The sequence below is a fragment of the Streptomyces sp. MB09-01 genome (assembly GCF_033794505.1).
In the GTDB taxonomy this organism is placed as follows: domain Bacteria; phylum Actinomycetota; class Actinomycetes; order Streptomycetales; family Streptomycetaceae; genus Streptomyces.
Map to the genome: position 1 here is coordinate 1 of NZ_JARAYQ010000140.1, position 22,258 is coordinate 22,258.

At 73.0% G+C, this 22,258-nt stretch carries 16 protein-coding genes and 1 riboswitch; of the genes, 8 read left to right on the forward strand and 8 right to left on the reverse strand.

The features are described 5' to 3' along the window. Positions 1-48 precede the first annotated feature (48 nt). The gene (locus PV721_RS26205) at positions 49-1,002 is read right to left on the reverse strand and encodes an NAD(P)-dependent oxidoreductase (RefSeq protein WP_319728262.1); all 954 of its coding nucleotides are present in this window, start codon (positions 1,000-1,002) and stop codon (positions 49-51) included. Beyond that, positions 999-1,676 carry a ScbR family autoregulator-binding transcription factor gene (locus PV721_RS26210; RefSeq protein WP_319728263.1) on the reverse strand — a complete coding sequence of 226 codons (678 nt, stop codon included), beginning with the start codon at positions 1,674-1,676 and terminating at the stop codon, positions 999-1,001. Before PV721_RS26210 ends, PV721_RS26205 begins: the two co-directional genes overlap by 4 nt. Before the next feature lie 102 nt (positions 1,677-1,778). Between PV721_RS26210 and PV721_RS26215 the strand changes: the two genes are divergently transcribed. Beyond that, complete coding sequence (locus tag PV721_RS26215; protein WP_319728265.1) at positions 1,779-2,750, forward strand: ScbA/BarX family gamma-butyrolactone biosynthesis protein; 972 nt, start codon at positions 1,779-1,781, stop codon at positions 2,748-2,750. 103 nt (positions 2,751-2,853) lie between these two features. Here the strand turns inward: PV721_RS26215 and PV721_RS26220 are convergent, their stop codons facing one another. Further along, complete coding sequence (locus tag PV721_RS26220; RefSeq protein WP_319728267.1) at positions 2,854-3,210, reverse strand: zinc ribbon domain-containing protein YjdM; 357 nt, start codon at positions 3,208-3,210, stop codon at positions 2,854-2,856. A 140-nt stretch (positions 3,211-3,350) separates the two neighbouring features. Here PV721_RS26220 and PV721_RS26225 point away from each other — a divergent pair, with 140 nt between their 5' ends. Both PV721_RS26225 and PV721_RS26230 read left to right on the forward strand, forming a co-directional pair. After that, positions 3,351-4,985 carry an AMP-binding protein gene (locus PV721_RS26225; RefSeq protein ID WP_319728269.1) on the forward strand — a complete coding sequence of 545 codons (1,635 nt, stop codon included), beginning with the start codon at positions 3,351-3,353 and terminating at the stop codon, positions 4,983-4,985. 157 nt (positions 4,986-5,142) lie between these two features. Beyond that, positions 5,143-6,345: a serine hydrolase domain-containing protein gene (locus PV721_RS26230; RefSeq protein ID WP_319728270.1), complete on the forward strand. Its 1,203-nt coding sequence runs from the start codon at positions 5,143-5,145 to the stop codon at positions 6,343-6,345. Between the two features lie 27 nt (positions 6,346-6,372). On the opposite strand, the gene PV721_RS26235 is transcribed toward PV721_RS26230, so the two are convergent. After that, positions 6,373-6,660, reverse strand: coding sequence for a hypothetical protein (locus tag PV721_RS26235; RefSeq protein WP_319728272.1), 288 nt, complete (start codon positions 6,658-6,660; stop codon positions 6,373-6,375). A 197-nt stretch (positions 6,661-6,857) separates the two neighbouring features. On the opposite strand from PV721_RS26235, the gene PV721_RS26240 reads away from it, so the two are divergent. Continuing rightward, on the forward strand, positions 6,858-7,070 hold the full coding sequence (locus tag PV721_RS26240; protein WP_319728274.1) for a hypothetical protein: 213 nt from the start codon (positions 6,858-6,860) through the stop codon (positions 7,068-7,070). A 5-nt stretch (positions 7,071-7,075) separates the two neighbouring features. Here PV721_RS26240 and PV721_RS26245 read toward each other — a convergent pair whose 3' ends face one another. Continuing rightward, positions 7,076-11,869 carry a hypothetical protein gene (locus PV721_RS26245; RefSeq protein ID WP_319728277.1) on the reverse strand — a complete coding sequence of 1,598 codons (4,794 nt, stop codon included), beginning with the start codon at positions 11,867-11,869 and terminating at the stop codon, positions 7,076-7,078. 252 nt (positions 11,870-12,121) lie between these two features. Between PV721_RS26245 and PV721_RS26250 the strand changes: the two genes are divergently transcribed. Next, complete coding sequence (locus PV721_RS26250; protein WP_319728278.1) at positions 12,122-14,188, forward strand: discoidin domain-containing protein; 2,067 nt, start codon at positions 12,122-12,124, stop codon at positions 14,186-14,188. A gap of 138 nt (positions 14,189-14,326) precedes the next feature. After that, positions 14,327-15,001: a TetR/AcrR family transcriptional regulator gene (locus tag PV721_RS26255; protein WP_319728279.1), complete on the forward strand. Its 675-nt coding sequence runs from the start codon at positions 14,327-14,329 to the stop codon at positions 14,999-15,001. An 18-nt stretch (positions 15,002-15,019) separates the two neighbouring features. Here the strand turns inward: PV721_RS26255 and metE are convergent, their stop codons facing one another. Both metE and PV721_RS26265 read right to left on the reverse strand, forming a co-directional pair. Continuing rightward, a complete protein-coding gene (gene metE, locus PV721_RS26260; protein WP_319728280.1) occupies positions 15,020-17,344 on the reverse strand; it encodes a 5-methyltetrahydropteroyltriglutamate--homocysteine S-methyltransferase in 2,325 nt (774 codons plus the stop codon). A 172-nt stretch (positions 17,345-17,516) separates the two neighbouring features. Further along, positions 17,517-17,743, reverse strand: a riboswitch (cobalamin riboswitch). A gap of 114 nt (positions 17,744-17,857) precedes the next feature. Next, on the reverse strand, positions 17,858-19,528 hold the full coding sequence (locus PV721_RS26265) for an FAD-dependent monooxygenase (protein ID WP_319728281.1): 1,671 nt from the start codon (positions 19,526-19,528) through the stop codon (positions 17,858-17,860). Positions 19,529-19,675: 147 nt separating this feature from the next. Between PV721_RS26265 and PV721_RS26270 the strand changes: the two genes are divergently transcribed. Beyond that, positions 19,676-20,857 carry a SchA/CurD-like domain-containing protein gene (locus PV721_RS26270; RefSeq protein ID WP_319728282.1) on the forward strand — a complete coding sequence of 394 codons (1,182 nt, stop codon included), beginning with the start codon at positions 19,676-19,678 and terminating at the stop codon, positions 20,855-20,857. A 13-nt stretch (positions 20,858-20,870) separates the two neighbouring features. After that, on the forward strand, positions 20,871-21,128 hold the full coding sequence (locus PV721_RS26275; RefSeq protein ID WP_319728284.1) for an acyl carrier protein: 258 nt from the start codon (positions 20,871-20,873) through the stop codon (positions 21,126-21,128). Positions 21,129-21,230: 102 nt separating this feature from the next. On the opposite strand, the gene PV721_RS26280 is transcribed toward PV721_RS26275, so the two are convergent. After that, on the reverse strand, positions 21,231-22,226 hold the full coding sequence (locus tag PV721_RS26280) for a methyltransferase (protein WP_416371186.1): 996 nt from the start codon (positions 22,224-22,226) through the stop codon (positions 21,231-21,233). Positions 22,227-22,258: the final 32 nt, after the last annotated feature.

Here is a 22,258-nt window from a genome sequence, read left to right on the forward strand (position 1 = left end):
CCACAGCCCGCCCGCCCTCCAACCCGCTGAGGCTTTGGCAGATCGCCTTCAGCCCGGGGCGATGCCGCCCCTCTCCCGGTACCACTGCGCCGCCGCGCCGAGCCGGCTCAGCGGACCGGGTCCCGGCGCGATCCCGGCGAGTCGCCATGCCTCGTCGGCGCGGTACCAGTGATCCCGGGCCAGCAGCGTGAACTGCCGCTCGCTCACCCATCCCGGGGTCGCGGCCAGCGCGTCCAGACACTTGCGCCACGGCCAGTCGGCGGCGGGTCTCGCCGGCAGCACCCGGTGGTCGGCGAGGGTGTCCATGAGGTCGCGGTTGCGCACCGGCACCGGGTGGTGCGCGTGCAGGACGCCCGCGGCCCCGGCCGACGCGCCGTCCCCGAGCGCGAACGCCGCGATGAGCCGCGCCAGGTCGTCGACGTCGACGAACGACGCCAGCCCCGCGCCTCCTCCCCACGCCGCCGGTACGCGCCGGAAGGCGTCGACGAGAGCCGGTACGACCCAGCGGTCCCCCCTGCCCAGCACCAGTCCCGCGCGCAGGACCAGTCCCCCCGCGTCGAGCACCGGCTCCTCCCCCGCCAGCCGGCTGCTGCTGGCCTCCGACACCGGGGCGGTCGTCAGCTCGCCGACGTCCTGTCCCGTGTGCGGTCCCGGCCCGTAGACGGCGCAGGTCGACAGCTGGACGATGCGCCGTACGCCCGCCCGGCGCGCCTCGGCCATCAGGGCCGCGGCTCCAGTGGAGTTGACCGCCGTACAGCGGTCGGCGTCCGGTCCGACGAACGAGGCCAGTGACAGCAGGACGTCCGCGCCGTCGCACACTCCGTGCAGGGATTCCGCGTCCGCGAGGTCCGCGCCGGTCCAGCGCCCGCCGTACGCGATGGGGGGACGCGTACGGGACACCGCGCGCACCACGGCCTGCGGGTCCTGAGCGGCCAGCCGGCGCAGGACCGCCGACCCCACGAAGCCCGTCGCCCCGGTGACGACGATGTGACGGGCGTTCAACCCCGTCGCTCCGCCCCGGTTTCCGGCTCGTTCGACGTCTGCTGCCGCGTCGGACGCAGCGTCAGGCGCAGCTTTTCGCGGGTGCTCTCGGTGGCGACCGCGGGAAGCAGGTAGCGCCACAGCGAGGCGATGCGCTGCGGCAGGTCGGCCCGTCCGGTGGACGCCTGGGAGAAGAGCTGCGCGCCGGTGAAGGAGCTGACCAGCACCCACGCCAGCTCGTGGTCGTCGACGTCCGGCTGGAGCTCCCCCTTGGCCCGGGCGAAGCGCAGCTGCTGGCGGAACTGCAGCACCCAGGCCTGGTAGGCGACGTCGTCGCGCAGGCCGAACTCGCCCTGTTCCACGGCCAGTCGGACGCCGGCGCGGAGGACCGGATTGTGCCGCAGCTCCTCCGCGAGGTAGAGCGTGATGTCCACCAGGTGCTGCAGGCCGTCCTCCCCTTCAGGGAAGACCAGCCCGTCGCCCTGGCCGACCATCACGGCGTAGGCGAGCTCCTCCTTGGAGCTGAAGTGGAAGTACATCCCGCCCTGGGTGACGTCCGCCCGCTTCATGATCTTGCTGATGCTGGCCCCGCTGAAGCCGAACTCGTCGAAGACCTCCGCCGCGGCACGCAGGATGGCCGCTTTGGTCTGAACTGCCCTGAGTTGAGGCGCGCGTTGCTGCTTCCGCTCTGACATGGACACCTAATCTCTCTCGACAAAAAAAACGAACATCCTTTATTTTAGGACCCAGCGCCACACAAGCACCAGCTCATGTCCGATGTCCAGGGGGGCTCAACCATGACTGTGTCAGCTGATCACTCCGTCTCGTCCGTCGCCGCACTCAGCAGCGCCTTACCGCGGGAGTACGTACACAAGAGCGCACACTCCGAAGTCCTGCTCACCGGGTGGCGCACCGTCGCACCCGACGAGTACGTCGTCACCGCCCAGTGGCCCCGTACCCACAGCTTCTACACGCCGGACGGGGGCCACCACGACCCGCTGCTCCTCGCGGAAACGGTCCGCCAGGCCATCCCGCTCCTGAGCCACGTCGCCTACGACGTCCCCTTCGGCCACCGTCAGATCTGGGACACCTTCAGCTACTCGGCGGTCCCGGAGGCCCTCGTCGTCGGCCCGGTACCGGCCGACATCGTGCTCCGCATCAGCTGCTCCGGCATCACGCGCCGGGGCCGAAGACTGGCGGGCCTCACCATGCACGTCACCGCGACCCGCGACGGGGAGTTCCTGGGCACCGCCCAGGCCGGCTTCACCAACCAGCCGCAGGCCGTCTACGAGCGCCTTCGCGGTACGAACGCGGACCTCGACCAGGTGGCCGCCCGCATCATCCCGCTGCCGCCGCCGCTGACGCCCCGCCGCGTCGGCCGCGACCGCTTCCACGACGTGGTCCTCTCGCCGACCAGTTCCGCCCTCCGCGCCCAGCTCCGGGCCGACATCAACCACCCGATCCTCTTCGACCACCCCGTCGACCACGCCCCGGGCATGCTGCTCCTGGAAGCCGTCCGCCAGGCCGCGTACGCCTCCGCCTTCCCCCGGCGGGGAGTCCTGACCGACATCGAGATGCGCTTCTTCCGCTACGCGGAGCTGAACTCGCCCTGCTGGATCGAGACGGCCCCGGCCGCCGGCGAGACGACCGCGGCCGGCCGCCATCCCGTACGCGTCCTGGCCCGCCAGAACGGCGAGGACGTCTTCACCGCCACCGCGACGATCACCACCACGGCGCACGCCCCCCTCCACGTCTACGCCACTCCCTGACCCGTCCGCCCGGGCCATCCGCCCGGAGAACCACGAAGGCGCCTGACCGGGTCCCCGCCCGGCAGGCGCCCTTCCCGTCCCCGCGGAGCGCGGGGCGCTGCGGTCAGATCTTCCTGACCACGCTCGACTTGAGCTGCATGGAGCCGAAGCCCTCGATCTTGCAGTCGATGTCGTGGCCGTCGACGCCCTCGACGAGACGGATGTTGCGCACCTTGGTGCCGGCCTTGATGCCGGTCGGGCTTCCCTTGACCTTCAGGCCCTTGACGACCGTCACGGTGTCGCCGTCGGCCAGCACGTTGCCGACCGCGTCCTTGATCACCCGCTCCCCGGTGGCCTCACCGGGCTCGGCGGACGCGAGCGGCCACTCGTGCCCGCACTCGGGGCACACGAGGAGCGCGCCCATCTCGTCCGCGTACGTGCCGGCGCACTCGGGGCAGGGGGGCAGGGGGGTCTCAGTCACCCCAACAGTATATTTCAGGCCATCCTCGCAGGTAGGCGCAGGCGTCCCGGCTCCGGCGTGTGCGAGAGTCCGGTCGGCGCGGTTCACGACGGGACGCCGGACCGCCCCGCCCGCTCCGCCACCCAGTCCAGGAGGTCCATGTGTCTGCCGCATCGAGCTACGCGTCCGGGGTCTGCGAAGTGCCCCTGCTGGGCGACACGATCGGCGAGAACCTGGACCGCACCGTGCGGAGGTTCCCCGGCCGCGACGCCCTCGTCGACGTGGCCGCGGGGCGCAGGTGGACGTACGCGGAGCTGGCCGCCGACGTCGACGCCCTCGCGCTCGGACTCCTGGACGTGGGCATCGTCAAGGGCGACCGCGTCGGCATCTGGGCCCCCAACCGGGCGGAGTGGACGCTGGTGCAGTACGCCACGGCCAAGATCGGGGCGGTTCTCGTCACCGTGAACCCCGCGTACCGCTCCCACGAACTGGAGTACGTGCTCCGGCAGTCCGGGATCCGGCTGCTGGCCGCCGCGGACCGGTTCAAGACCTCCGACTACGCGGCGATGATCGAGGAAGTGCGGCCGCGCTGCCCGGCGCTGGAGTTCGTGGCCCTGCTCGGCGGGCCCCTGTGGACCTCCCTGCTGGAGCGGGGCCGGCAGGGTGACCCGGCGCGGCTGGCCCGGGCGCAGGCCGCGCTGAGCCCGGACGACGCGGTCAACATCCAGTACACCTCGGGGACCACCGGCTTCCCCAAGGGCGCGACCCTCTCGCACCACAACATCCTCAACAACGGCTTCTTCGTGGGCGAGCTGTGCCACTACACCGAGCAGGACCGGGTCTGCATCCCGGTGCCGCTCTACCACTGTTTCGGCATGGTGATGGGCAACCTGGCGTGCACCAGCCACGGCGCGGCCATGGTGATCCCGGCGCCGTCCTTCGATCCGGCGGCCACCCTCGCCGCGGTGGAAGCGGAGTCGTGCACCTCCCTCTACGGAGTCCCCACCATGTTCATCGCCGAGCTGGCGGATCCCGGCTTCGACGCCTACGACCTGTCCAGCCTGCGGACGGGGATCATGGCGGGCTCGCCGTGTCCGGTCGAGGTCATGAAGGAGGTCATCGACCGGATGGGCATGACCGAGGTGTCCATCTGCTACGGGATGACGGAGACCTCTCCCGTGTCCACGCAGACCCGCGCCGACGACTCGGTCGAGCGCCGCGTGTCCACCGTCGGCCGCGTCGGGCCGCACCTCGAGGTGAAGGTGGTCGATCCGCACTCCGGCCTGACGGTGCCGCGCGGGGAACCGGGCGAACTGTGCACCCGTGGGTACTCGGTCATGCTCGGCTACTGGGAGGAGCCGGAGCGGACCGCCGAGGCCGTGGACGCGGCCCGCTGGATGCACACCGGCGACCTGGCCGTCATGGACGACGACGGCTACGTGAGCATCACCGGCCGGATCAAGGACATGGTGATCCGCGGCGGCGAGAACCTCTACCCGCGCGAGATCGAGGAGTTCCTCCACACCCATCCGGACGTACTGGACGTCCAGGTCATCGGCGTGCCCGACGCGAAGTACGGGGAGGAGCTGATGGCGTGGGTGCGGATGCGCGAGGGCGCGGAGCCGCTGACCGCGGCCGCCGTGCGGGCGTACTGCGACGGCAGGCTCGCCCACTTCAAGATCCCGCGCTACGTGTACGTCGTGGAGGAGTTCCCCATGACCGTCACCGGAAAGATCCGCAAGGTGGAGATGCGCGAGGCGGCGGCCCGGCTGCTGGCCCCGGAACCACCCTCCTAGACCGACGCGTTGTGGCCCGGACCACCGTCCGCCGTGCCCGATGATCTTCAGTAGGCGTCGGTGACCGTCCCGCCCCGGCCGGTCCCGGACGCCCCGGCTTCTGCCCTGCCACCGACTTGACCGACCGACCCACCAGAGGAACACAGTGCGCCTGCCCATGAACCGCCGTCTGGCCCTCACGACAGCCCTGCTCGCGGTGACGGCCGCGGTGGCCCCGGTGACCACCGCCCACGCCGCTCAGACCACCCCGGACATCGCGGCGCTGACCCAGGCACTGCGGAACACGACCGCAGCCGGAGCTCCGGGCGCCATGGCCCGGGTCACCGGCCCCGAGGGGACCCGCACCAGTGCCGTGGGCGTGCGCGACCGGGGCACCGACGCGCCCATGAACACCCAGGCCCGTTTCCGGATCGGCAGCGTCACCAAGACGTTCTCCTCCGTCGTCCTGCTGCAGCTGGTGGGCGAGGGGCGGATCGGCCTGGACACCTCCGTCAACCACTACCTGCCCGGCCTGCTGCCCGACGACGGCATCACGGTGCGTCATCTACTGAGCCACCGGAGCGGGCTGGCGGACTACACCGATCCCATGTTCGAGCGCACCGTTCCCGGTTTCGAGGCCGTGCGCAACAGGGTGTTCAGCTACCGGGAACTGGTGGACCTCTCGCTGAAGCAGCCGCGGACCGGCAAGCCCGGCGCGGCGTACGGGTACTCCAACACCAACTTCGTGGTCGTCGGCATGCTCATCGAGAAGGCCACCGGCAACCCGGTGGCCAAGGAGTACGAGCGGCGCATCATCAAGCCGCTGCAGCTGAAGAACACCTCCTACGTGCACCCCGACACGCGGATCGGCGGAGTGCACGCGCGCGGCTACCTCCACCCGGACGAGGCGGGCGCGCCGCTGGTCGACTCCACCGAGCAGACGGCGTCCTGGGCCCAGTCGGCCGGCGCGGTGATCTCCGACGCGGCCGATCTGAACACCTTCACCTCGGCCCTGCTGAGCGGGCGGCTGCTGTCCCCGCGGATGCTGGACGCCATGGTCACCGTGACCCCGACCGACACCACGAACACGAGGTTCTACGGGCTCGGCCTGCGCCGCTACGACCTCTCCTGCGGCACGTCGGTGTACGGGCACACGGGTACCGTGCAGGGCTTCTACACCTACGCCTTCTCCACCCGCGACGGCCGCCGCAGTCTCTCCGCCATGGCGAACACCTCGAACAGGGGCGCGGCGAACACCGCCCTCGGCGGGACCCTCGAAGCCGCGTTCTGCGGGAAGCAGGCCGCCGCGAAGGCGACCGAGCGCGGCTTCGGATTCGCCCCGGCCGAGATGGACCTGCCCGAGCACAACGCGGCGCGCTGACGCGTCCCCGCCGGGCGTCCTGACCCTTCAGCCGTCGCCCGCCGCGTCGTCGCAGGCGGGGCAGACCCGGCTCGCGTACTGCGGGTCGTACCACGCGGAGCCGGGCTGCCCCGGCGGCTGCCACGAGGCCTTCTGCATCGCGAACGTGTCCCGGCCGCAGAAGGTCCGCGGACCGGGGACGGCCGTCATGCCGGGGGCGGCCGGCGCCGCGTGCACGCGGCGTACGGGCAGCTCGCCGCCCCCGGCCGGTTCACCGGAGTCGTGCCCCGCCACCGGTTCTTCGCCGAGCTCGTACACGACGACGAATTCGCTCATACCCCGACGGTAGGCCGCCCGCGGGCGTCCCGCAGGACCGACACCGGGAAACCCGCTGCGTGAGCCGGGTGCACTCAGTTCACCCGCCGGGGGCGAGCCGCGTGTCGGGCCGCCGGCGCCGGCCGGGTTCGCCATCCTGGCCGGGGCGGGTACCGCAGTGGCCGCCGCCCCTCCCCCACGGCGAGAAGGAGCACGGCATGCCGACGGACACGATCGGACGTTTCCTCGCGGCTTTGAACCCCGACCACCGGGAGGCCGTCACCGGCCGGCCGCGCGAGGAGCAGGAACGGCTCGCGGCAGCCTGGGAGCGGGAGCTGGCCTCGGACGACGAGCTCGACACCCTCGACGAACTGTCTCCTCCCGCGGCCGAGGCCGAGGCAGCCCGCCGCGTCATGGACCGCGAACGCTGACCCGCCTAAGGGGTGGCTCCGAGCCCGCCCGCCACCCGCTCCCAGGCCTCCGCGAACATCTCGTGCAGGGGCGCCGTCGGCAGGACCCGGCCGAACGGGGCCCGGATCTCGCTCCGCCACAGCGGGCGCACCAGGTGGCTCTCCAGCTTCGAGGTCTCCAGCGGCAGGTGCGGGGCCTTCAGTTCGCTCCACTCCCCGGGCAGGAACAGGGTCCGGCCGGCCCGCGCCCGCTTGGCCTCCACCACTTTGCCGGTGGCGAGGAGTTCGGCCCGGGCCTGGGCGTGCTGCTCGGCCGACCAGCCGTTCCACCGCCGCACGTTCCGGTCGGTGGGTGCGGCCAGGGCCGCCAGCTGGAGGTACAGGGCCGCGGCCTCGGTGCCCGCGCCGAGCTCCTGCCCCACCCGCGCGACCAGTTCCGGGCAGGACTGCCGCGGGTCCGCCTCGTACGTGCCGGCCGGCAGCGCTCCCGAGCGGGCCCGGAGCATCATCCGCTCCAGCCCGCCACCGGGCAGCAGCGGCGCCACCCGGTCCAGTGCCTCGGAGAGGCCCATGATCCCGCGCAGCCGTCGCCACGCCTCGGGGCCGGCGACCGCCGCGGGCCGCAGGAAGGGGACGCCGCCGGGCGTGCACACCACCAGCGGCCCGGAGTCGTACGCGGTCACGGTCACCGGGCCCTCCTCCGCGTACCGGCCCTTCACCACCGGCAGCCGCCCCGGCCCGAACTGCTCGGCGATCGGTGTCGAGCTGTCCTGGACCAGTCCGCCGGGCAGCTCCAGCAGGAGCTCGGGGCGGGCCAGTTCGGCCCGCAGCCGCTCGTACAGGGCCATCGCCCCGGCCACCGCCGGATCGCCGACCGGCCGGTCCGTCCAGGCCCACACCAGGGCGCTCGCGATCCGACCGAGGGAGAGGCCCACCGGGGTGCCGTAGGGCAGCTGGGGTCCGGCCGGCGGCACGGCTCTGACCTCCACCTTGTTGCCGTACCGGGTCGCCGCCAGCTCCCAGCCGGCCGCTTCCACCGTCGTGTCCTCGGCGGCCTCGTAGCCGCCCGCCAGCCGCCGGGCCCACACCTCGCAGAGGCCAAGGTCGGCCTCCAGGGCGTCGGCCGCCCCGTCGTGCACCGCGGGCTGCGCCCCGATCAGCTCGCACCACACCCCGGCCATCCGTTCCACGGCCGCCAGGACCCCGCCCGGCCGCCACAGCTCGGCCGGGTCCTCGGGCAGGGCCGCCGCCAGGACGGCCCGCCGTCCCGCGCCGCCGAGCCGGGCGCGCAGCCGCTCGTACGCCTCGGCGGTCGTCGGGGTCGCCTTGTAGGGGGCCTTGCGCGCCAGGGCGCGGTCCTCGTCCCGGCCGGGCCGGCCCACCAGACCGGCCACCACGAGCCGGGCCACGGCCCGTCGTACGCCCGTCAGTTCGGCGAAGCGCGCGGCCGCCGGCTCCGGCAGCGGGACCGGACCGTGCGCGTCGACCGCCTCGACCAGGGCCCGGAGCCGGGCGGCGTCGTCCCGCTGCACCCGGACGAGCCGGGCCGGCGCGAGCGCCGCCGGAACCGGATCGCCGTCGGCGGTGGCGTCCTCCGCTGCGGGTGCGACGAACCAGCACTGCGCACCGCCGGGCTTCACCGCGGCGGACGCCACGGCCGTACCGCCCGCCCGCAGCCCGTCCAGGGTCCCGGCGTCGGCGCGGCCCACCCACCACCGGCTGCCCGCGCGGGCGAACGGCTGGTCGGCCCAGGTGTCCAGGAGCGCCAGCAGCGCGGCCCGGTCGGCGTCCGGGGTCGGCGCCACCGCAGCCCGCCACGCCGCGGCGTCGACCGTGCCCAGCAGCTGCGACCAGTCGTGCGGCGGCGCCGGCGGGGAGAGCCGCCGTACCTCCTCCACGATCGTCCCGGCCAGGCAGGCGCCGTCGGAGGCCAGCGCGCCCAGCGTCGCCGGCAGGGCCACGTCCCGGGTCGGCCGCTCCCCCTTGGAGACGAGCCCGAACAGGGCGGGCAGCAGCTCGGTGTCCGGTGCGGACCGGCGCGGCCGGGCCGGGGCGGCCTCGGCGAGCAGGGTGACGCGCCGGTGCAGGGCGCGCCGCCGCTCCTCCACCCGGGCGGCCCGTCCGGCCACGGCCACGACGGCCTCGGCCAGCACCGGGTCGGTGACCTCCGGCAGCTCCCGGGCCACCGCCGCGCGCAGCACCGCCGGGCCGTCGAGGGCGGCCGCCAGCAGCGTGTCGGCCGTCTGCCGTCCCACGGTCCGCAGCGCGCGGGATCCCGCCGCGTCCCGGGTCCGCAGCAGGTACCAGAAGGCCGGCGGCAGGGCCACTCCGCCCGACACGGTGACCTGCCGGGCCGGCCTCACCCGCGGGTTCCGGGGCGAGTGGTGTCCGTCCAGTTCCCACAGCAGGACGCCGTCGGCGGCGTACGCGCGCACGCCCGTCCAGGTCCGGGCCTCGGCGAGGACCACGTCCTCCACCGCTCCCTCCGGCGGGGACCACAGGGCCCAGGGCTCCTGCCCGGGCCGGTCGATGACGAAGCGGGCGGTCCGTCCGTCCACGCTCTCCACCAGGTAGTGGTCGGGCGCGTGGTCGCGGTGCCGGGTGCGGAACAGCACCCGGGTGCCGACCAGCCCGTCCCGGCTGCCCAGCGGGGAGCCGTCCAGACCGGCGGGCAGCGGCGCCAGCTGCAGCGCCTCCCCGGCCAGGCTCATGCCGGTCTCGGACGGCTCCGCGGCCGGATCGGCGCTCGCGGGGCGGCCCGGGAAGTCCGGCAGCGGGCTCGGCCCCTGCCGCTCCCCGGTGACCGGGTCCACCACCTCCCACGGCCGCCGCCCGAAGACGGCGTTGGTCCAGATCCGGGAGCCGTCGCCGAGCAGCAGTTCGTCCCCGTCGATGCCCTCGGTGCCGCCCGGCCGCAGTACGCGCGTGCCGCCGTGCCGCCCGCCCCCGTCGGCGGTCTCGAACTGGAAGCCGTAGGCCCCGTCCAGACTGCCGGCGAACGGCACCAGGCCGCTCACCTGCTCCGGCGTGAACGGCTCCTCGGGACGGTCGGCCCAGACGGCGGTGTCGCAGTAGGAGGGGCTCTTCTTGAGGGTCCAGCTCACCAGGAAGGAACCGCCCACGTAGTGGACGGCGTGCATGGTCGCCCCGTCCGGGACGGTGAACCGGCACGAGCCCCGCACGCCGTCCGGGGCGACGGCGACCGCCCGGTCGCGCCCGAACACCGTCAGCACCGGCCAGGTGGAGGTCACTCCGGCCACCCCGGCCACCCCCGTCACCTCCGTCGCCTCCGTCACCTCCGTCGCCTCCGGCAGCGCCCCGTCCGTCATATCGGGCCCGGCGCCCGCCGCGAACTGCGCGTACACCGACTCCAGGGCCGGCCAGGCCAGTTCCTCGGGCAGGCCGGCCGCCAGCGAGCGCCGCAGCGCGCCCGCGGCGCCCGCCCCGGCCAGGGCATCGGCGATCCCGCCGAGCGCCGTCGCCGTGGGCCGGTCCAGCAGGGTCTCCAGCTCGGCCACGGCCTCCTCGGCCCCCGCCATGCCGCCGCCCGCGACCGTGTCGACGAGCTTGCCCACCCGCCCGGCCACCTCGTGGGCGATGCCCTCGTTGCCCGGCAGCAGCGTCACCGCGGACCCGGGACGGCGGCTGTGCGACGCCGACCAGTGGGGCGTCAGACCCGCGTGCACGGTCCCCTCCAGGCGCGGGCCGAACACCGGGTCGGCGGCCAGCGCGACGAGGTCCCGCCGGGACCGCTCGCCCCAGAAGCGCATCCGCGTCTCCGGACCCGGGTCGACGACCGCGACCCCGGCCGCCAGGCAGGCGTCGAGCACGTCCGCGTCGAAGCCCTGGTAGTGGTGCCGGGTGGTGTGCACCGTCACCGGCTCGCCCGCCGTCCGCAGCCGCGGCCCCAGCCGGCCCACGAGGTCGAGGAATTCCGGCGGGAGCGGCTGGCGCGCGACGCCGCCGCCGGACTGCGCCGCGTACTGGTACATGCGGACGAAGTTCCCGACCCAGTGGTGCAGTCCGCCCTCCGGCACCACCCGTCCGCTCTCCATCGCCTGCGCCGCGCCGCAGCCGATCAGCATCCGCAGCCACGCCCCGCCGTCGGTGACCCCGTCCGGGAAGACCTCCACCAGTCCGGCGGCTACCGTGTCCGCCGGCCGATGGGCCGTCAGGACCTGCTCCGCGGCGGTGAACAGCGCCTCCGGCACCGACTTCTTGCGGGTGACCGACAGGATCGCGCCCACCAGCCGCGCCACCTCCTCGTCCCCGTGCCCGGCCGCCTTCGCGGACGCCCGTACGCGGCGCACCAGATCCGCGGGCAGGTCGGCGGGCGAGCCCGCCCAAGCCGTCAGGAACGCCTCCAGGGCCGCGTGCGCCGCGCCCGGCTCCAACGTCTCGGCGAGGAACCGCTGGTGGGCCCCGAACTCCTTGGCGGGCATGGCCCCGCCCGTGGCGAACAGCAGCGCGTTGGCCCGGCGGTAGGCCGGGTCCACCGGCAGTCCGTGCCGGGCCTCGGCCTCCCGGGCCGCGGCGTAGGCCCGCCCGCCGGGCCGGCTCCCGTGTCCGATCAGCCGGTGCCCCACGGTGTCCCAGAACCACGGCAGGTGCGCCGGCGGCAGCCGTCGCGCCCGCGCCGCCATCGTGTCGACGAACCGGCCGGGCTTGGTCCGGGAGCGGCCCAGTTCGGTGCGCATGTCCTCGATCAGGGCGCGCGCGGTCCCGGCCGCGTCCGGGTCGTGGGCGGCGGCCCAGTCGGCGTACGTGGTCGAGGCGTGGGTACCCGCGGTGGGCAGCAGGGCGGCGAACGAGGCGATCATGCCTGGGATCGTCGCACGCCCCACCGACACCGCCGGCACGTCGTCCCGGTGATCCGATCCGGCCGGACTGACGATCCATCAGGTCATCTGTCCCGGACTCTTGACTCTGCTGCCGCCAGTGGCGATTCTCGTCCCACCGCTTGTGCGGGCCATGACAAGCGAGCCACAGCCGTGCCGTGCGGCCGTGGCCGTCGTGCCCCCGGACGGATCCGGCTCCTCGACCGCGCCATCCACTGACCGAAGACGTGAGTGATGACCATTTCCCGACACACGCACCACAGGCGTAGGCCCCTGGCGGTCCTGTCATTGCTCCTCGCCGTGGTGGCCATGGTGCTCGGCCCCGTGCCCAGTTCCTCCGCCGCCGACCCCGGCTGGTGGAACCCGGTCGCCCGGCCCGCACCCGACTCCGAGATCGACGTCACCGGCGAACCCTTCAAGGGAACCGACTCCCAGGGACGCGTCCGGGGCTTCGTCGACGCGCACGACCACCTGATGTCCAACGAGGGCTTCGGCGGCCGTCTCATCTGCGGCAAGCCGTTCTCCGAGCAGGGGGTCGCCGACGCGCTCAAGGACTGCCCCGAGCACTATCCGGACGGCACGCTCGCCATCTTCGACTTCATCACCAAGGGCGGAGACGGCAAGCACGACCCGAACGGCTGGCCGACCTTCAAGGACTGGCCCGCCCACGACTCGCTGACCCACCAGCAGAACTACTACGCCTGGGTCGAACGCGCCTGGCGCGGCGGCCAGCGGGTGCTCGTCAACGACCTCGTCACCAACGGGGTCATCTGCTCGGTCTACTTCTTCAAGGACCGCGGCTGCGACGAGATGACCGCCATCCGCCTGGAGGCGCAGAAGACGTACGACATGCAGGCGTACATCGACAAGATGTACGGCGGGCCGGGCAAGGGCTGGTTCCGGATCGTCACCGACTCCGCGCAGGCCCGCGACGTCGTCGAGCAGGGCAAGCTGGCAGTCGTCCTCGGGGTCGAGACCTCCGAACCGTTCGGCTGCAAGCAGATCCTGGACATCGCGCAGTGCAGCAAGGAGGACATCGACCGCGGCCTGGACGAGCTGCACAAGCTGGGCGTGCGCAGCATGTTCCTGTGCCACAAGTTCGACAACGCCCTGTGCGGGGTCCGCTTCGACCAGGGCGCGCTCGGCACGGCGATCAACGTGGGCCAGTTCCTGTCCACCGGCACCTTCTGGCAGACGGAGAAGTGCAAGGGCCCGCAGCACGACAACCCCATCGGCCTCGCGGCGGCGCCCGAAGCGCAGAAGCAGCTCCCGGCGGGCGTGGCGGTCCCCTCGTACGCCGCTGACGCGCAGTGCAACACCCGCGGTCTCACCGAGCTCGGCGAGTACGCGGTGCGCGGCATGATGAAACGCAAGATGATGCTGGAGATCGACCACATGGGGGTCAAGGCCGCGGGCCGGGCCTTCGACATCCTCGAATCCGAGTCGTACCCCGGCGTGATCTCCTCGCACAGCTGGATGGACCTCGACTGGACGGAGCGGGTGTACCGGCTCGGCGGCTTCGTCGCCCAGTACATGAGCGGTTCCGAGGCCTTCAGCGCGGAAGCCAGGCGCACGGATGCGCTGCGCGAGAAGTACAAGGTCGGCTACGGCTACGGCACCGACATGAACGGCGTGGGCGGCTGGCCCGGCCCCCGCGGCGCGGACGCCCCGAACCCGGTGCGCTACCCGTTCCGCAGCACCGACGGCGGCTCCGTGATCGACAAGCAGACCACCGGCGCGCGCACCTGGGACCTCAACACCGACGGCGCCTCGCACTACGGCCTGGTCCCGGACTGGATCGAGGACATCCGGATCACCGGCGGCCAGGACGTGGTGGACGACCTGTTCCGGGGCGCCGAGTCCTACCTCACCACGTGGGGTTCGTCCGAGAAGCACAAGGCCGGGGTGAACCTGGCCGCGGGCGCCCCCGCCTCGGCCAGCTCGTCCGAGTGGAACCCGTTCGTCAGCTACGCGCCCTCGCGGGCCGTGGACGGGAACACGGGCACCCGCTGGGCGAGCGACTGGAGCGACGACCAGTGGCTCCGGATCGACCTCGGGACACCGGGCCTGGTCAAGCGCGTCACCCTCGAGTGGGAACGCGCCCACGGGAAGTCGTACCGGATCGAGCTCTCGGGCGACGGCACGAACTGGCAGTCCGTTTGGTCCACGACCACCGGTGACGGCGGGCTGGACACGGCGCAGTTCGCCGGCACCCCGGCCCGGTACGTACGCGTCCACGGACTGCAGCGCGGCACCCAGTGGGGGTACTCGCTCCACGAGGTCGGCGTCTACAGCAGCTGACGCCGCCCGGGCGGTGTCCGGTGCCGGGGCCGGCCGGATCCTCAGCGATCCGGCCGGCCCCGGCCGCCTTCCCGCCGCCGCACCGCCCGTGTCCCACCGCACCGCCCGGCACAGCAGCACGAACCGAAGGGACCGCCCATGGCACGGATGCCGTCGGCCGACCGGCGCCGGCAGCTGACCGAGGCCGCCATCCGCGCGATGACCCGCGACGGGGTCGCCCGGACGACGACCCGGTCGATATCCGCCGAGGCCGGCGTGTCGCTGAGCGTCTTCCACTACTGCTTCGACTCCAAGCAGGCCCTGCTCGAATCCGTCATGGCGGCGATCACCGAGCACAGCATCACCGTGGTGAAGGAGGCGATCCAGCCGAAGGCCACCCTCCGCGAGACCGTCCGGGCCGGCTTCCAGGCGTACTGGGACCACGTGTCCGCCCACCCGGGCGAGCACATGCTCACCTACGAACTCACGCAGTACGCCCTGCGCCGGCCCGGCTTCGAGCACCTCGCCCGACGCCAGTACCAGCTCTACGCCGACACCTACACCGAGCTCATCGAACAGCTCCGTCACCACATGGGCTTCGAACTCCGCGTCCCCGTGACCGTACTGGCCCGCTATCTGGCCGCCATGACGGACGGGCTGACGCTCAACCACCTCGTGCTCGGCGACGAAACGATCTCCACGGACATCCTCGACACGATCACCGACCACGTGGCGGGCCTCGTCGGGGACGACTGCGCCGGCGGCTCCGGCGACCACGGCGACGGGGCCCGGCCGCCCGACCGGGAGCGCGTCGCACCACCGCGCTCCGCCTGAGGCGGCCGGGGCCCCGGATCAGGCGCCGTCGGCGGTGACCTCGGCGCGCACCTGGCGGGCGGCCTCGACCAGGTTCTCCAGGGAGGCCCTGGTCTCCGGCCAGGCCCGGGTCTTCAGGCCGCAGTCGGGATTGACCCACAGCCGTTCGGCAGGGATGGCCGCGAGACCCTTGCGGAGCAGGGCCGACGCCTCGGCCACGGAGGGGATCCGCGGCGAGTGGATGTCCCAGACGCCGGGGCCGACCTCGCGCGGGTAGTCGGCGCCCGCGAGCTCGTCGGCGACCTGCATGTGCGACCGGGCCGCTTCCAGGCTGATGACGTCGGCGTCGAGGGCCTCGATGGCGTCGACGATGTCGCCGAACTCGGCGTAGCACATGTGCGTGTGGATCTGGGTGTCCGGACGGACCCCGGCGGTGGTGAGCCGGAAGGACTCGGTGGCCCACGCCAGGTAGGCGGCGTGGTCGGCGGCGCGCAGCGGGAGGGTCTCCCGCAGCGCCGGTTCGTCCACCTGGATGACGGAGGTGCCCGCCGCCTCCAGGTCGTTCACCTCGTCGCGCAGGGCCAGCGCCACCTGGCGGGCGGTGTCGCCGAGCGGCTGGTCGTCGCGGACGAAGGACCAGGCGAGCATGGTGACGGGGCCGGTGAGCATGCCCTTGACGGGGCGGCCGGTCTGCGCCTGGGCGTACGCGGTCCAGCGCACGGTCATCGGGTCGGGGCGGGAGATGTCGCCGGCCAGGACGGGCGGGCGGACGTAGCGGGTGCCGTAGGACTGGACCCAGCCGTGCTGGGTGGCGAGGTAGCCGGTGAGCTGCTCGGCGAAGTACTGGACCATGTCGTTGCGCTCGGGCTCGCCGTGCACGAGGACGTCGATCCCGGCCCTCTCCTGGAAGGCCAGGACCTCCCGGATCTCGGCCTCGATGCGCTCCTCGTAGCCGGCCGTGTCGATGCGGCCGGCCCGCAGGTCGGCACGGGCCACGCGCAGTTCGTCGGTCTGCGGGAACGACCCGATGGTCGTCGTGGGCAGCAGCGGCAGGCCCAGGCGGGCGTGCTGGGCGGTCGCGCGCTCCTCGTACGGCTGGGAGCGGCGGCCGTCCGCGTCCGTGATGGCCGCGGTCCGGGCGCGCACGGCGGGGTCGCGGGTGACGGTGGAGCGGGCGCGGGAGGCCAGGTCGGCCCGGTTCGCGGCGAGTTCGGCCGCGATCGCGCCGGTGCCGCCGGCCAGGCCGCGCGCGAGCGTGGCGATCTCCGCGGTCTTCTGCCGGGCGAAGGCGAGCCAGCGGCGGACCTGCGGGTCGACGTCCCGCTCGACGGTGGCGTCCAGCGGGACGTGGAGCAGGGAGCAGGAGGCGGCCACGTCGACCCGGTCGGCGAGGCCGAGGAGGGTGCCGAGGGTGGACAGGGACTTCTCGAAGTCGTTGATCCAGATGTTGCGGCCGTTGACGACGCCCGCGACGAGGCGCTTGCCGGGCAGGCCGCCGACGGCGGCGAGGTCGGCGAGGTTCGCGGCGGCGGCATCGGTGAAGTCCAGGGCGAGCCCGTCCACGGGGGCCTTGGCCAGCACCGGCAGGGCCTCGCCGAGCCGGTCGAAGTACGAGGCCACGAGCAGCTTGGGCCGGTCGCCCGGGGCGCCGAGCTCGCGGTACGCGCGGGCGGCGGCGTTCAGTTCGGCGGGGGTGCGGTCCTGCACGAGGGCGGGCTCGTCCAGCTGCACCCACTCGGCTCCGGCCGCGCGCAGGTCGGCCAGGACCCGGGCGTACACGGGCAGCAGGCGGTCGAGCAGGGTCAGGGGCTCGAAGTCGGCGGCGACACCGGGGGCCGGCTTGGCCAGCAGGAGGTAGGTCACCGGCCCGACCAGGACCGGGCGGGCGGTGTGGCCGAGCGCCAGTGCCTCTTCGAGTTCGGCGGCCTGCTTCGAGGAGTCCGCCGTGAACACGGTGTCCGGGCCGAGTTCGGGCACCAGATAGTGGTAGTTGGTGTCGAACCACTTGGTCATCTCGAGCGGCGCCACCTCCTGGGTACCGCGCGCCATGGCGAAGTAGCCGTCGAGGGCGTCGGTCCGCACGGCGGCACGGTGGCGTTCGGGGACGGCGCCGACCATCACGCTGGTGTCCAGCACGTGGTCGTAGTACGAGAAGTCGCCGGTCGGCACTTCGGTGATGCCGGCGTCGGCCAGCTGCTGCCAGTTGGTCCGGCGCAGGTCACGGGCGGTCTCCCGGAGGGCGTCGGCGGTGACGCGGCCCTTCCAGTAGCCCTCGACGGCCTTCTTCAGTTCGCGGCTGCCGCCCTGGCGGGGGTAGCCGTACACGGTGGCCTGTACTGCCGCGGCTGCGGACTCGGTGGTCACGGAACTCTCCTTCGCGAGCGTGTCTCCATGGACCCGGTGACGGGCCTGGGCTGCGAAGGGGTGCCGGAACGGGCGGACCGCCGGACGCGCGTACGCCTGAGGTACACGCCGGAACGATCCGCCTGAAGCACGCCGACCCGCCCACGAGGTCACCGGGAAACCGGGCGCGGTCGTTCGCGCTCGGGCAACGGGCAGGTCTTCGGACTCGCGGGCGCGCCTGCCGGTCTCCCGGCGGGCTCCTACTGGCCGTCGCTTCCCAGGACCGGTTCCGGTCCCAGTGCGTATGACGGCGGTCGTTCCCGCTCACCGCTGCGGGGCAGTCCCGGATTCCCACCGGGTTCCCTCTTACGACGCACCCCGTCCGGCTGACGGGTGCGAACCAGCTGCCCGGCCAGAGTAGATGGCGTTCGTCGTCAACGGACAGGGTTGTCCAATATCCGGATGGCGCGGCGGGACCGGCACACGGAGGATCCCCGCGTCGCCCGGGCGGCGCGGGGATCCGGGAGGGGGAGGTCAGTACCGGTCCAGCAGGGTGGTCAGGACCTTGTACAGGACCGATTCCTCATCAGCCACGGCCTCCTCCGAGCGCCAGGCCACGAAGCCGTCCGGGCGGACGAGGACCGCCCCGGCCGGGGTCGTGCCGTGCGCCTCGGCCCAGTCGCCGGCGCTCGAGGGGATCAGGTCGGCCTCCGGTCCGTTGCCGATGGCGTAGGCGTCCAGGCGCACGTTCATCCGTTTGGCGACGGATCCCGCCGCCCCGCTCCACGGCGTGCCCTCGGAGCTGAGCAGGACGAAGGACCGCTCGTAGAGGTCCAGGGTGGACTTCGGCTGCTCCTCCCCCGGGGCGTGGAGCCACATGTGCGGCGCGCGCGTGCCCGGTTCGCCGCACAGACGCATCCGTTCGGGCACGACCGGCCGGTCGGGGTCGGTGCCCAGGACCGCGCCCTCGTTGTAGCGGTAGCCCATGGCCACGGACAGGACACCGCCCTGCCGTCCGCCCCCGCCCGGGGCGGGCTCGGGCTGGGCCTCGGGAACGGTCTCGGGGTCGGGCTCGTACCCCGGGTGGCTGTGCTCGGCGGACCGGGCCGAGGCGCGCTCGCTCGTCGCCCGCGCCACCGGAAGCCGCTCGGTCTCGTACGTCTCCAGCAGCCCGGGGCCGGCCGCGCCGTCCAGGACGGCTGCGAGCTTCCAGGCCAGGTTGTGCGCGTCCTGGATGCCGGTGTTGGAGCCGAACGCCCCGGTGGGGGACATCTCGTGGGCGGAGTCACCGGCCAGGAAGACCCGGCCGGCCACGTACCGCTGCGCGACCCGCTCGGCCGCGTGCCACGGAGCCTTCCCGGTGATCTCGACGTCCAGGCCGGGTGCGCCGACGGCCCGGCGGATGTGATCGACGCAGCGCTCGTCGGTGAAGTCCTCCAGGGTCTCGCCGCGGTCGGGGTGCCACGGCGCGTGGAAGACCCACCGCTCGCTGTTGTCCACCGGCAGCAGGGCCCCGTCGGCGTCGGGCTTGGTCAGGTAGCACACGATGAAACGCCGATCGCCGACCACGTCCGCAAGCATGCGGGACCGGAAGGTGATGCTCACGTTGTGGAACAGGTCCCCGGAGCCGCTCTGGCCGATCCGGAGCGCTTCCCGCACCGGGCTGCGCGGCCCGTCGGCGGCGACGAGGTAGTCCGCGCGCACCGTGCTGTGCTCCCCGGTACGGCGGTCCTTCACGATGGCGGTCACACCGCCCGGGTCCTGTTCGAAGGAGAGGAGCTCGGTGGAGAACCGCAGGTCGGCCCCGAGCCCGGGGGTCACGGACATCAGTACCGGCTCGATGTCGTTCTGGCTGCACAGGCACCATGCCGACGGGCTGAAGCGGGCGATCGCACCCCCCGGGTCGATCTGCTCGAACAGCCACTCCTGGTCCTCACCGGTCAGGGAGCCGCCTTGCAGGATGCCGTGGTTGTCCGCCAGGACAGAGGCCGCCTCGCGGATCCGTTCCTCGACACAGGCGACGCGGAACAACTCCATGGTCCGTACGTTGATCCCGCGTCCACGCGGGTGCATCGAGGTACCCGCGTGCTTCTCGACCAGCATGTGGCTGATGCCGTGCCGGCCGAGGAACAGCGAGGTGCACAGGCCCACCAGCGAGCCGCCCACGATGAGGACAGGGACGCGGTGGTCGACGTTTTCCTTCATGGCTCTTCCATGCCCTGTGCGAGGGCGCTTCCCTCGCCCGTTCACCCGCTTGGTTCTCTCCTCTCGCGCCGGGGGGATTGCGGGACAACGATCGGTTCGGGTGGCGCCGCCCCGTGGCGACCGTGTGGTCTCGAAGGAGTGTGAACGATGACAACCTTGTCGGAACGGATATCCCAGTCCGCCTTCGACGGCTCGAGGCTTCGGGTCGTGCTGCTGCTGGATCTGTACGACGGAGCGCAGAACCAGTTCCTGGAGGTCTACGAGCATCTCCGCAAGCAGGTGTCCTCCGTTCCCGGACACATCCGGGACGAGTTGTGCCAGTCGATCGAGAATCCCTCGCAGTGGCTCATCACCAGTGAGTGGGAGAGCGCACCGCGGTTCTTGGCCTGGGTGAACAGCGAGGAGCACGTCGCCTCGGTGCAGCCGCTCCACGGCTGCGTACGGGACACGCGCTCGCTGCGCTTCAGCGTGCTGCGGGAGACCGCCAAGGACCCCGTCCCCGTCCCGGCCTCCGCCGTCTTCTCCCTCTCGCCCCCGGGCTCATCCCCCGAGGCCGCGGTCTTCGGGGACCGGTCCGGGGGCCGCCTCCAGGTCGCCCCGCGGCGCGGGGACGGCGTGGTCCGCCACGCCCTCACCTTCACCGTGAAGCCGGGCAGCGAACCCGTCGTGGCGGAGCTGCTCGCCGGGTACACCTCCCCGCAGGCGCAGGTCGACGCGAACACCCGGCTCCGCCGCACCTCGCTCTTCATGCACGGGAACAGGGTCGTACGGGCGGTCGAGGTGGAGGGCGACCTCCTCGCGGCATTGCGCCACGTGGCCCAGCAGCCCGAGGTGCAGGCCCTGGAGGAGGCCATCAACCCGTATCTGGAACAGGACCGGGACCTCAGCGACCCCGGATCCGCCCGGATGTTCTTCACCCGGGCGGCGCTCCCCGCGGTGCACCACGTGGCGGGCGGCGGACGCGAGCACGCGGACGTCCGGCGGCACGCGCTCTTCTACCCCGCCAAGAGCGGGTGCGGCATGGCGCTCGCCCGGCTGCTCGCCGGCCAGGACGAGGCGGCCGTGGACGACCCGGCCAACCCCATCGAGGCCAGCACCCTGTTCCAGCGCGACGACATCGTCGTCCGGCTCCTCGACATGCGCGGCCCGCTCGACGCCCGGCCCGCCGTGACGCTCGGCGTCGAGGGCGGCCACAAGGCGGCCGTGCTGGCCCGCCTGCTCGACAGCGCCAAGGACGGCGTCCCCACCACCGACCAAGAGCTCTCACGCTTCCTCGCGCGCTCTGAAATGCGCCTGATCACCGACCGGCGTACGCCGGACCGAGCCTGAGGAGATGGCCGTCATGACCCCTCGACTGACCATGGAAGAACTGGCCGCCCTGATGAAGAAGGGGGCGGGCCTGAACGTCGACCCCGAGGCCATGGCGAGCCGCCCCGACTCGGGCTTCGACGAGTGGGGGCTCGACTCCCTCGGGCTCCTCGGCATCGTCGGCGAGCTGGAGAACCGGCACAGCCGGCCCCTGCCCGCCGACGCGGACCGGTGCAAGTCGCCGCGCGAGTTCCTGGACCTCGTCAACAACGCCCTGGCGGCCAAGGGCTGACGCGTTCGGACGGACGGGCACCGCCCGTCGGCGGTACCGACGCCCCCGAGACCGGCTCATCCCGCCGGTCTCGAGGCGTTGTGGCGCGCGGAGGGCCCGGAATCACTCGGGCACGGTGCACTCGAACGCGTGCAGGTACGGATTGACCGGCCGGATCTCGCCGATGACCAGCCCCGCGTCCCGCATCCGGGTGCAGAGGCTGTCCTTGGTGTGCTTCGCGCCGCCCACGTTGAGGAGCAGCAGCAGGTCCATCGCCGTGGTGAACTTCATCGACGGGGTGTCGTCGACCAGGTTCTCGATGATGACGACCCTGGCTCCGGGGCGGGCCACGGAGACGACGTTGTGCAGGGTCCTGGCGGTGCTCTCGTCGTCCCATTCCAGGATGTTCTTGATGATGTACATGTCGGCCTCGACCGGGATGGCCTCGCGGCAGTCCCCGGGAACGATGCCGGCCCGCTCGGCGAGCGGACCGCCGTCCCGCAGCCGGGGATCCGCCTTCGCCACCACGCCCGGCAGATCGAGCAGGACGCCGCGCACCGTCGGGTGCTTCTCCAGCAGGCTCGCCAGTACGTGCCCCTGGCCGCCGCCGATGTCCGCGACCACCGAGACCCCGGTGAGGTCGAGGAGCTCGGCGACGTCCAGCGCCGACTGCATGCTGGAGGTGGTCATGGCCCGGTTGAACACGTGGGCCGACTCGTGCGCGTCCTCGTGCAGGTACTGGAAGAACCCCTTGCCGTAGAGGTCCTGGAACACGCTGTCGCCGGAACGCACGGCGTCGTCGAGGCGCGGCCAGGCCTGCCAGGTCCAGGGTTCCGTGCACCACAGGGAGATGTAGCGCAGGCTCTGCGGATCGTCCTCGCGCAGCAGCCGGGACATCTCCGTGTGGACGAACTTCCCGTCCTCGGTCTCCTCGAAGATCCCGTAGCAGGCCAGGGCGCGGAGCAGCCGTTCCAGGGGCCGGGGCTCGCAGTCCACCGCCGCCGCGAGCTCGGTGGCGGTGGCGGGCTCCGACCCGAGGGCGTCGGCCACGCCGAGGCGGGCGGCGGCCCGTACGGCCGCGGCGCAGGCCGCCCCGAAGACGAGCTCGCGCAGGCGCATGCCCGGCTGGGGGGTGTGGGGGGGTACGGGGA